Source organism: Escherichia sp. WS568 (genome assembly GCF_046486085.1).
GTDB classification, from domain to species: domain Bacteria; phylum Pseudomonadota; class Gammaproteobacteria; order Enterobacterales; family Enterobacteriaceae; genus Escherichia; species Escherichia coli.
In genome coordinates, this window is record NZ_JBJQMC010000018.1 from 1 (window position 1) to 11,644 (window position 11,644).

At 50.5% G+C, this 11,644-nt stretch carries 10 protein-coding genes and 1 pseudogene; 2 read left to right on the forward strand and 9 right to left on the reverse strand.

Annotated features, from left to right (window positions below; translation table 11 throughout):
• The 9 genes and pseudogenes from ACJHWR_RS18120 to allA all read right to left on the reverse strand — a co-directional run.
• On the reverse strand, window positions 1-55 hold a 55-nt coding region (locus ACJHWR_RS18120; protein WP_129692851.1), incomplete at its 3' end, for an IS1 family transposase.
• A 56-nt stretch (window positions 56-111) separates the two neighbouring features.
• Window positions 112-1,185: pseudogene (locus tag ACJHWR_RS18125) on the reverse strand (uracil/xanthine transporter); the annotation flags it as partial.
• Window positions 1,186-1,240: 55 nt separating this feature from the next.
• Complete coding sequence (allB, locus tag ACJHWR_RS18130; RefSeq protein WP_000006912.1) at window positions 1,241-2,602, reverse strand: allantoinase AllB; 1,362 nt, start codon at window positions 2,600-2,602, stop codon at window positions 1,241-1,243.
• A 60-nt stretch (window positions 2,603-2,662) separates the two neighbouring features.
• On the reverse strand, window positions 2,663-4,117 hold the full coding sequence (locus ACJHWR_RS18135) for an allantoin transporter (protein WP_000401107.1): 1,455 nt from the start codon (window positions 4,115-4,117) through the stop codon (window positions 2,663-2,665).
• Between the two features lie 169 nt (window positions 4,118-4,286).
• Window positions 4,287-5,165, reverse strand: a complete 879-nt coding sequence (gene glxR, locus ACJHWR_RS18140) for a 2-hydroxy-3-oxopropionate reductase (RefSeq protein WP_000765837.1) — start codon at window positions 5,163-5,165, stop codon at window positions 4,287-4,289.
• 99 nt (window positions 5,166-5,264) lie between these two features.
• Entirely contained in the window at window positions 5,265-6,041 is a 777-nt protein-coding gene (gene hyi, locus ACJHWR_RS18145; protein ID WP_000943559.1) for a hydroxypyruvate isomerase, read from the reverse strand.
• 12 nt (window positions 6,042-6,053) lie between these two features.
• Window positions 6,054-7,835, reverse strand: a complete 1,782-nt coding sequence (gcl, locus tag ACJHWR_RS18150) for a glyoxylate carboligase (RefSeq protein ID WP_012311873.1) — start codon at window positions 7,833-7,835, stop codon at window positions 6,054-6,056.
• 89 nt (window positions 7,836-7,924) lie between these two features.
• On the reverse strand, window positions 7,925-8,740 hold the full coding sequence (gene allR, locus ACJHWR_RS18155; protein ID WP_000141275.1) for an HTH-type transcriptional repressor AllR: 816 nt from the start codon (window positions 8,738-8,740) through the stop codon (window positions 7,925-7,927).
• A gap of 77 nt (window positions 8,741-8,817) precedes the next feature.
• A complete protein-coding gene (gene allA / locus ACJHWR_RS18160; RefSeq protein ID WP_000776393.1) occupies window positions 8,818-9,300 on the reverse strand; it encodes an ureidoglycolate lyase in 483 nt (160 codons plus the stop codon).
• Window positions 9,301-9,529: 229 nt separating this feature from the next.
• Between allA and allS the strand changes: the two genes are divergently transcribed.
• Together allS and mnmH are read left to right on the forward strand one after the other, a co-directional pair.
• Window positions 9,530-10,456: an HTH-type transcriptional activator AllS gene (gene allS / locus ACJHWR_RS18165; protein ID WP_000460140.1), complete on the forward strand. Its 927-nt coding sequence runs from the start codon at window positions 9,530-9,532 to the stop codon at window positions 10,454-10,456.
• 68 nt (window positions 10,457-10,524) lie between these two features.
• The gene (gene mnmH / locus ACJHWR_RS18170) at window positions 10,525-11,619 is read left to right on the forward strand and encodes a tRNA 2-selenouridine(34) synthase MnmH (protein WP_001157989.1); all 1,095 of its coding nucleotides are present in this window, start codon (window positions 10,525-10,527) and stop codon (window positions 11,617-11,619) included.
• The last annotated feature ends 25 nt before the right edge of the window (window positions 11,620-11,644 follow it).

Sequence of the window (11,644 nt, forward strand, 5' to 3'; positions counted from 1 at the left end):
GCACCACCCCGTCAGTAGCTGAACAGGAGGGACAGCTGATAGAAACAGAAGCCACTGGAGCACCTCAAAAACACCATCATACACTAAATCAGTAAGTTGGCAGCATCACCAAGGCAGATAAGAAACCAACATGACCGCGCTACTCACCGGTAAAGGGATACTGCAAAACAGTCGTGTGAGTGCCGGAACCAGTGCCACCAGCAGGCAAATAACGCTGCCATAAATAAACGATCGTCGCGTGTAATCGCCAGTCTGGGTTAATAAACCAATGGATGAAACAAACGGTGAAAATGGAATTACCGCCAGCGGCACGGTTATCAGCGTCATAAATCCGGTCGCCACAAAGCTGCGACGATAACGCGTATTCCCCGCGCCCTGTTGCGGATAAAAAACATCCGTGCCACGAATCGCACCGTAGGTATTGCTGATATTTACCAGACCTGTAATCACCGCCGTCAGAATAATCCCCGGCGACAAAGCACCGCCACTGCCGAGCGGGAACCACTGCCAGTGCAACTCACCGGAGAGCGAATGCGAAGAAGGAAAGCAAAAGTACCACAACAACCAGCCGGTTATCGTACCGACCAGCAGGCCATAACGGGCAAAACGTTGCGGCAGGAAGATAATCATCGCCAGTACCAGGCACATCACCGCCACCGAGAGCGCGAACGGCGGTAACTGAATTTTAAAATTCGGGTCGGCTATGCCAAACGGCAGCCCGAGCATACCTTTGAAAAAGATAGTGGTCAGCTGCGCGCCCAGCATCAACATAAACAAGACCATCACCGACGGCGTAAATAACCGCGCCAGACGATGACCTAATCCGCTAAAACCAATCAACATCGTCAGCACGCCAGAGAGCGCAATTCCCACCGCCAGGCTGGTAGCGATATCGTTGATCGGTGTCCCGCGCGATGCTTCGCCAAGGGTGATAGTCAGGATGGTTCCCCACCACAGGCCACCCGGCCCTTCCATAATAGCGCGACGATGACCGCAGAACGCCTGAGCGAAGCAGGCCAGTGCGGTAGCAAGAAAAGCATATTGCGTGAGCGTAAGCAGGCTACTTTGCGGCAACTGAAAAGCAGAAAGTAGCGTAGGAGGAACCACAACCGTGTTGCAAAAAATAAAGAAAAACCACTGAAATCCTGATAACAGGCTTTCGCGGCCCACTGCAAAATTGAACATAAACACACCTTAACCGGAGAATGCCCGCCACAAGGACGGGCATTGCAGGGCCAGATTACTGCTGATGTTTAAGGATAAATTGACCTTTCGGCGCAACAGGGAAGCCCTGTTCGATGTCGTAAATCACATCACCACGTAAGATGGTTTTCGTGATACGCGCGCCAATAGTACGGCCAACATACGGGCTGACTTTGTGGCGATATTCCAGATCGTCATTGGTAAGAACATAGCTGCTATTCGGCTGAATGAAGACGAAGTCGGCATCTTTTCCTGGGGCGATACGGCCTTTTTGCTGCAGACCGAAAATATCTGCTGCGTTAGTCGCCATTAATTTGCCGAACATTGGCAGAGACATTCCGCGTTTCTGTACCGCTTCATCGAACATCACGTCCATGCAGCTTTGCAGACCAGCGATACCGCCCCACGCTTTCATGATGTTACCGGCTTTCATTTCCGGCGGGCATGGAGAGTGGTCGGAAACCAGGCAGTCTATTTCACCGTTAAACAGTTTTTCCCACATGCCTTTCTGGTTTTCCAGATCGCGGATCGGCGGTGAACACTTCGCCAGGGTGCCAATTTCTTCGAACTGATCGGTATCCAGCACAAAGTAATGCGGGCAGGATTCACAGGTAACATCCTGGCCTTCCTGACGTGCACGAGTCACTTCTTCAACACCTTCCGGGCTGCTGATATGGCAAACGTGCAGACGGCAACCGGCAACTTTCGCCAGGTACAGCACGCGGCGAATCGCTTCCACTTCGGTAAATACCGGACGCGAAGCCACATAGTCATGTGCGGTTACGCGACCTTCACGTTTCGCTTCTTCGCCAAGTTCGTCACAGATCAGCGCGTTTTCGCAGTGCACCAGCACCGGCTGTCCCAGTTCGCCCAGCTTCTGCGCACCTTTGAAGAACTGCCAGTCATTGACGTCACGGAAGTCGTTGTCGATACCGCGATCGCCACAGGTCGCAACGAAGCATTTGAAGCCGACAACGCCCACTTCATCCAGCTCATGCAGACGGTCGATGTTGTAAGACACCAGGCCACCGAGTTGCGCCGCATCGATAGTCAGCTTGCCTTTGGCGGCATCAAACTTCAGTTCAATCGATGCGCGGTCAACCGTTGCAGGCAGCTGGTTGAGCGGCATTTCGATCATGGTGGTGATACCACCTTTTGCTGCTGCGCGAGTACCGGTTTCATAACCTTCCCAGTGGCTGCGACCCGGTTCAGAAATATGGGTGTGCGCATCAACCATGCCTGGCGAAACCACCAGACCAGACGCATCCATAACTTCTTTTGCATCGCCCAGATCCTGACCGATAGCAGCAATTTTTCCGCCTTTAACGGCGACATCCACTACGCGAGCTTCGTTTTCTAAAATAACGGTGCCGTTTTTAATGATTAAATCAAAAGACATAACAAACTCCTTGTAAAATACAGATTGGTTTTTTAACTCAATGTTCAATATCGGGATTAATTAACCTGTGACTTTTTGTTCTCCTGTTTTTTCTGCTGCAGTACGCTTCTTTAATAAGGCGTAGGCCGCAAAGGCGACAATAACGCCGACAAACCATGAAACGCGTGATAAAGGCTCCATGAACGGAATAAATTTACCACCGAGAGATAAAATAACGGCGACCAAAGTTACTGAGAACGCGGTAAGGTTAAAGCCGTTATCGTAATATTTGAAATCCCCTGCTGCGGTATACAGTTCATCAAGATTAATTTGTCCGCGCATCACCACAAAATAATGCGCCATCATGACACCAATTACCGGACCCAGCATTCCGCCGATAATATCGAGGAACAGATAAATGCTGTCCTGATTTTCCATTAATTTCCACGGGCAGATCAGCAAGCTGATAATACTGGCAATCAGTACGCCGTTTTTATAGGTCAGTTTCGTCGGTGCAATAGCGGCTATCTGATAACCAGCCGGAATAATATTACCGGTGGCGTTAGTGGAGATAGTCGTCATCAGAATAACCAGTACCGCAAAGAACGAGGCAAACAGGCTGTCCCAACGCTGAACAATATCCAGCACGTTCCAGGTGTCCGCGCCGTAGTGAATACTGGCTCCGGCAATAATACATACCCCGGCGACCGCAAACAGAATATAGGCCACAACTAAACCCAGCGTTTGCCCCAGCGCCTGCTCACGAAACGAGTGGGCGTTTTGCGTAAAGTCGGATGCGCTCACCGCCGGTGCCGCCCAGACCGCAACTACCGCGTTAATCACCACCAGGAACAGGAAGCCACCGTTTTCTGCTTTCTGAATACCGCCCGGAATATAGTCAAAGATTGGACCGATCCCGACCAGCGAAATCGCCCAAATCGCCATACCGCCGAAAACGATATAGATGCACGGGTTAAGAATGGCAGTGAATTTATTTAAAACTTTGCCATCACCGAAACCGATTCCGACGTTCACCAGCCAGAAGAGTAAGAAAGTGATTAAACCCGGTAGAGAAAGCCCTAACAGGGTAAAATCACCACCGAGAGTTAAAAATCCCGGCCAGATTTTGCCAATCAGGATCAAGCAGGCCAGCGATCCAGCGTAACATTGCAGGCCAAACCACATAATGGCAGCAATCCCGCCTCTTAATAATCCGGGAAACAGTGCACCACGTACGCCGTAAGAAGCACGCAGGATCATGGCAAAAGGCACACCGTATTTACTGCCCGCAGCACCGTTTAATACCATTACCGCGGCAATGAAAAAGGCGCTGAGGATAATTGCCAGCATAATACTAAAGGTAGACAAGCCGAGAATAAAAAAGCCGCCGACCATCACATAATTGGGAACGTTATGAACCGAACCCATCCATAAGGTAAAATAGTTAAATGTTTTCCAGGTCCGCTGGCTTTGCGTTTTCGGCAATAGATCTTCGCTATAGCCGCGTTGCTGGAATAGTTTTCTCTGATGTTCCATAAATCCCTCTTAATTTCACGTATCGAATAACGTCTTTTTAATCTAGCTATGAGGAACAAATAAAATAAAAATATTATTTTTAATACTGAAGCAACATCTTTGGCTGCTTTCTTTTTTTAATATTGCTGGCCGATTCATTTTCTGATATCGGCCATTTTTATTGCGGGTATCAGGCCAGTTTATGGTTAGCCATTAATTCCAGCGCCTGCACTAACGCAGAGTGATCCAACTGGCTACCACCGTTTGCCGCACAGGTATTAAACAATTCCTGGCAGGTCGCGGTGTTTGGCAGATTCAGCGCCAGTGCTTTCGCACTTTGCAGTGCCAGGTTGAGATCTTTCTGGTGCAGCGCAATTTTAAAACCTGGATTAAAGGTGCGTTTAATCATGCGCTCACCGTGAACTTCCAGAATACGTGAGGAAGCAAAGCCGCCCATCAGCGCCTGGCGCACACGTACCGGATCCGCTCCGGCTTTTGAAGCAAATAGCAGGGCTTCAGAAACCGCTTCAATATTGAGCGCCACGATAATCTGATTTGCCACTTTGCAGGTTTGACCGTCGCCGTTACCGCCCACGAGGGTGATATTTTTACCGAGCAGTTCAAACAGCGGTTTAACACGTTCAAATACCGCTTCGTCACCGCCAACCATAATCGACAACGTCCCTTCACGCGCGCCGATTTCACCGCCGGAGACGGGCGCATCGAGATAATCGCCGCCCAGTTCATTCACCTGACGAGCGAAACGTTTAGTTTCGATCGGGGAAATGGAGCTCATATCAACAATGGTTTTGCCCTTCAGCGAGGCTTTGGTACAACCATTTTCACCAAACAGAACGTCTTCAACCTGTGGCGTATCCGGCACCATAATAAAAATGATGTCCGATGCTTCCGTTACCTGGCGCGCAGTTTCAACACTGACGGCACCCAGTGACAGTAATTCATCAGCAACCGGACCAATGGTTGTGACATGCAGTTGATGACCGGCACGCGCCAGATTAATGGCCATCGGAGTACCCATAATGCCTAAGCCAATAAATCCCAGTTTCATAATTAACCTCTTTTAAATTTCGCTTTTCCTGAATTCAGACAACACGATCCCCTGCCGACTTAGCGACCTAAAAAAGCATTGTCTGAATAGCGTTACGTTTTAACGGTACGGATCCATCCAGCGTAAACCAGCTTCCGTGGTGGTTTGGGGTTTATATTCACAGCCAATCCAACCGTTGTAGTCAGAATTTTCAATTACCGTAAAGAGATATTCGTAATTAATTTCTCCGGTTCCCGGTTCGCCGCGATGCGGATTATCAGCGATTTGCAGGTGACCAATTTTATCGGCCCATTGCGTCATAGTGTTGGTTAATTCACCCTCCATCCGCTGCATGTGATAAATGTCATACTGAATTTTCAAATTGCAGCAACCAACATCATCAATCAATTTCAGCGCCTGCCGAGTTCCGGTGAGATGGAAACCAGGAATATCAAAATGGTTGATAGGTTCAATCAGTAATAAAATATCTTCTTTCATCAGCATATTCGCGGCATAACGCAGGTTTTCTACAAGCGTTGCGTGAATCTGTTCACTGCTGAAACCAGCCGGCGTTTTACCGACCAGACAGTTAATTTTTTTATTACCCAGCGCACGAGCATAACGAATCGCTGCTGCTACGCCATCCCGAAACTCTTCTTCACGGCCAGGAATACAGGCAATACCCCGCTCGCCCGCCGCCCAGTCACCTGCCGGTAAATTGTGCAGCGTATGTTCGAGTTTATTACTCGCCAGCACCTGTTTTAATTCTTCAATGTCGTAGTCATAAGGGAACATAAATTCAACGCCGCGAAAACCACACTGCGCAGCTTTCTCAAAACGGGCGAGAAAATCATATTCACCAAATAACATCGATAAATTAGCAGAGAAACGTAACATTATTTATCTCCCTTATTCATAGTGCATGAAACAGGTTTCAGTCGGTGCGTCCGCTGCGTTATCGGCGATATCTTCAAATTCCATGACGTTATCCAGTTCACTGCCCATCGAAATATTGGTCACACGCTCGAGAATAACTTCCACGACTACAGGTACCCGATATTGCGCTATTAAGACTTTCGCCTGTTCAAAGGCTGGTGCAATATCTTCCGGTTTGAAAACGCGAATTGCTTTACAACCTAAACCTTCCGCTACTTTTACGTGGTCGACGCCATAACCGTTCACTTCGCTGGAGTTAATATTTTCGAAAGCGAGCTGTACGCAGTAATCCATATCAAACGCGCGCTGCGACTGGCGAATCAGCCCCAGATAAGCGTTGTTCACCAGTACATGGATGTACGGAATATTGAACTGTGCGCCAACGGCTAATTCTTCAATCAGGAACTGGAAGTCGAAGTCACCGGAAATCGCCACCACATTGCGCTCTGGATCAGCGGCACACACGCCCAGCGCCGCCGGAATGGTCCAGCCCAACGGGCCTGCCTGCCCACAGTTGATCCAGTGGCGGTCTTTAAAGACATGCAGCATTTGTGCCGCAGCGATTTGTGACAGACCAATGGTGGTGACATAACAAACATCGCGACCAAAGGCTTTGTTCATCTCTTCATACACGCGCTGCGGTTTCACCGGCACATTGTCGAAGTGGGTTTTGCGCAGCAAAGTGCGTTTGCGCTGCTGGCAGTCGGCGACCCATTCTTTACGACACGGCAGACGACCCGCTTTTTGCATCTCCTGCGCCACTTCAACCAGCAGCGTCAGCGCTGCTTTAGCATCAGAGACAATGCCGAGATCCGGACACAGCACGCGGCCAATTTGCGTCGGCTCAATATCGATATGAACGATTTTGCGCCCTTCGGTGTATTTCTCTACCGAACCGGTATGACGGTTAGCAAAACGGTTACCGATACCAAACACCATGTCGGACGCCAGCAGCGTTGCGTTACCGTAACGATGCGCGGTTTGCAGACCCACCATCCCGGCCATCAGTTCATGATCGTCGGGAATACAGCCCCAGCCCATCAGCGTTGGGATCACCGGAACGCTGGTCAGTTCAGCAAACTGTTGTAACAGTGCAGCAGCGTCAGCATTGATTACCCCGCCCCCGGCAACAATCACCGGACGTTCGGCCTGAATTAACATTTCTACAGCTTTTTCGATCTGCATACGGCTGGCAGCAGGTTTGTAGACCGGCAGCGGTTCGTACATGTCAGGATCAAACTCGATTTCCGCAACCTGAACGTCGAACGGTAAATCCACCAGTACCGGACCCGGGCGACCAGAACGCATCAGGTGAAACGCCTGTTGCAGCACACGAGGCACCAGCGCCGCTTCACGAACTGTAACCGCCATTTTGCTGACCGGTTTAGCAATTGCTTCAATATCAACGGCCTGGAAATCTTCTTTATGCAGACGGGCGCGCGGAACCTGGCCGGTAATACACAGAATAGGAATGGAATCAGCAGAAGCAGAATAGAGCGCGGTGATCATGTCCGTGCCCGCAGGACCGGAAGTCCCCAGACATACGCCGATATTCCCTGCCGTTGCGCGGGTATAACCTTCCGCCATGTGCGAAGCACCTTCCACATGACGCGCCAGAATGTGACGAATACCGCCGTGCTTACGCATCGCTGAGTAGAACGGATTGATTGCAGCTCCCGGAACGCCGAAGGCGGTGATGATACCTTCTTTCTCCAGCACATACATTGCCGCGTCAACGGCTCTCATTTTTGCCATTTTATTCCTACCTCTATTAATTGGAAAAATTTTCCAACTTTCAAATTTTGTCAAAAAAACCCGCTCCGCAGAGCGGGATGCGACAGACACTATGGATGTGCTTTCAGTCCCAACGCCGTGCTGATATCGCGGGCGGTGTCTCTGACCAGCTCACCCTGACTGACAAAACGATCTTCTGTCAGTCTTGATGAAGGCCCGGAGATGGAGATAGCGGCAACAACACTACCTACATCATCGTAAATTGCTGAAGCTATGCAATTCAGGCCAACAACATGCTCTTCTTTATCTACGGTATAGCCCAGTTCACGCGCTTGTTCCAGGTCCTTCAGCAAGGTGGGCATATCCACAAGCGTCGTTGGCGTAAACTGCTGCAAACCGGTTTGCAGAATGATGCTCATCAGCTCCTCTTCCGCCAGCGGATAAAGCAGCGCCTTGCCCGCACCGGAAGCATGCAGCGGCAGACGACTGCCCAGCGGCGCACACATCCTGACCATCGATTTACACTCTAACTGACCAATTAATACCGCTTCATTGCCGTTACGGATCGCGACATTGACCGTTTCGCCGGAAAGTAACATCAGGCGGCGCATAAACGGCCCGGCGACGGAGAGGACATCGCGGTTATGGATGTACGCTGCACCGACGTTAAAGACACCTAATCCTATATGCCACCAGCCTAACTGACTGTCCTGATAGACAAAATCCGCTGCCTGTAAAACCTTCAGCAAGCGAAAGGTCGTGGAGAGCGGCAAATCCAGATTGAGAGAAATATCGCTAACCGATGAACTTCCCCCACTTTTTTCCAGATATTGCAGAATCGCAATTCCCCGCTCTAACGCCTGTGCGCCCTTCTGTGCCACAGGCTCCGCCTGTCCTGGCCTGCCGCGCCGTCTAACTTCCGTCATACCTACGTTAACTCCGACCTACAAGTGAGCATAAACAATGAACAATTCGTTTATCTTATGCAAGTCGGTTGCAGGCGTCACGCAAAACAGAGTTCCTGTTCAGGAATACTTTCAACATCACAGTTGTCACTGCCGCCGCGATCGATGGTCAAGAAATCGGTGACGCGCTGCCAGGCGAAAAGTGGATGATGCCAGACGTTACGATGGTAATTCACCCCCTGTTCGCCGTTGGTAATAAACGCCCGCAGAGTTGACAGGTCTGGTTTGTCGTCACCTAACGCCACGACCACCACAAACACTTCCCCTTTCATCGGGATAAAGGCCTGAGTACCCAGCGGATGACGTTCGAGTTCGTGAAGGGTCAGCGGCAGATTCGCCGGTTGCGCGCGGTTAATGCTGATAAGCGTACGGTCTTGCTCAAGAATCTCAACCAGCGCCAAATCGTGGTAACGCTCCACCAGTCCATTGTTAATATGGAAAAAATCCCGTTGCTGCGTTTCGATTACGTCGCCATAAGCACTAAAGGCTTCCTGACTTAACGGTAATACCTGAAGTTTCATCTTTTTGTCCTTGTAACATAATTCCGTTCAACCACCGCCGACCGGTCAGCTTGGTTTCAATAACAGGCAATCTAAAACCTTAAGAGAACAACATCAACACAAAAGTTGGAATATTTTTCCAAAACTAGATTTAGTCCACAAATTGAACAGGGTTATCATGTAAAAATACTGATAAATCAGAGGATAAGAAAATCACGCAACTTGCGGATTTAAAAGGGGATACCTGAAGATGTTCGATCCAGAAACCTTGCGGACTTTCATTGCGGTTGCTGAAACAGGTAGTTTTTCAAAAGCGGCAGAACGATTATGTAAAACCACGGCGACGATCAGTTATCGCATTAAACTTCTGGAAGAGAATACCGGAGTAGCGCTGTTTTTCCGTACGACTCGTAGCGTAACGTTGACAGCGGCTGGCGAGCATCTACTTTCCCAGGCCAGAGACTGGCTGAGCTGGCTGGAAAGTATGCCAAGCGAGCTGCAACAGGTGAATGATGGCGTGGAACGCCAGGTGAATATTGTCATCAACAACCTGCTCTATAACCCCCAGGCCGTTGCCCAGTTGCTGGCGTGGCTGAATGAGCGTTACCCCTTTACCCAGTTTCACATCTCCCGACAAATCTATATGGGCGTCTGGGACTCGCTATTGTACGAAGGTTTTTCGCTGGCTATCGGCGTCACGGGAACTGAGGCGCTGGCAAATACCTTTAGTCTTGATCCCTTAGGATCGGTGCAATGGCGCTTTGTCATGGCGGCGGATCATCCGCTGGCGAACGTTGAAGAGCCGCTAACAGAAGCGCAGTTGCGGCGCTTTCCGGCGGTCAATATTGAAGACAGCGCCCGCACACTAACCAAACGCGTCGCCTGGCGATTGCCGGGGCAAAAAGAGATTATTGTTCCCGATATGGAAACGAAAATCGCCGCCCATCTGGCGGGCGTTGGCATTGGTTTTTTGCCAAAATCACTTTGCCAGTCAATGATCGATAATCAACAACTGGTCAGCCGGGTAATCCCAACGATGCGCCCTCCTTCACCATTGAGTCTGGCATGGCGCAAATTTGGCAGCGGCAAAGCGATAGAAGATATTGTGACCTTGTTTACCCAGCGCAGGCCGGAAATCAGCGGATTTTTAGAAATTTTCGGCAACCCACGCAGTTAAAAATCAAGTTTCCTTGCGCGTTGGCGCGTAAAATAGCGCGCAAGCTGATTTGAGGTTCACTTTTTACTATGCAAGAGAGACACACGGAACAGGACTATCGTGCCCTGCTGATTGCTGATACGCCCATTATTGATGTTCGCGCCCCCATCGAGTTTGAGCAAGGCGCAATGCCTGCCGCTATCAACCTGCCGTTAATGAATAACGATGAACGCGCCGCCGTTGGCACCTGCTATAAACAGCAAGGGTCAGACGCGGCGCTGGCGCTGGGTCATAAACTGGTGGCGGGTGAAATTCGTCAGCAGCGCATGGACGCCTGGCGGGCAGCGTGCCTGCAAAATCCGCAAGGTATTCTCTGCTGCGCCCGAGGCGGTCAGCGCTCACATATTGTCCAAAGCTGGTTGCATGCAGCGGGGATTGATTATCCGCTGGTGGAAGGCGGTTATAAGGCACTGCGCCAGACCGCGATTCAGGCGACTATTGAACTGGCACAAAAACCGATAGTGCTGATTGGCGGTTGTACCGGCAGCGGTAAAACGCTGTTAGTGCAGCAACAGCCGAACGGTGTTGATCTGGAAGGGTTGGCGCGTCATCGCGGTTCGGCGTTTGGTCGCACCTTACAACCACAACTTAGCCAGGCGAGTTTTGAAAACCTGCTGGCTGCCGAAATGCTAAAAACCGACGCCCGTCAGAATTTGCGCCTGTGGGTGCTGGAAGACGAAAGCCGGATGATCGGTTCGAATCACCTGCCGGAATGCCTGCGCGAGCGAATGACTCAGGCGGCGATTGCGGTGGTAGAAGATCCGTTTGAGATCCGTCTTGAGCGCCTGAACGAAGAGTATTTCTTGCGTATGCATCATGATTTTACCCACGCGTACGGCGACGAACAGGGCTGGCAGGAGTATTGCGAATACCTGCATCACGGACTTTCGGCTATTAAGCGTCGGCTGGGGCTACAGCGATATAACGAACTGGCTGCAAGGCTGGATGCAGCACTGACAACGCAACTCACCACCGGCAGCACCGACGGTCATCTGGCCTGGCTGGTGCCGTTACTTGAAGAATATTACGACCCGATGTATCGCTATCAGCTTGAGAAAAAAGCGGAAAAAGTTGTCTTTCGCGGTGAGTGGGCGGAAGTGGCGGAATGGGTGAAGTCGCGGTAATAGGCGGTATTCTGTGCACGCTGTT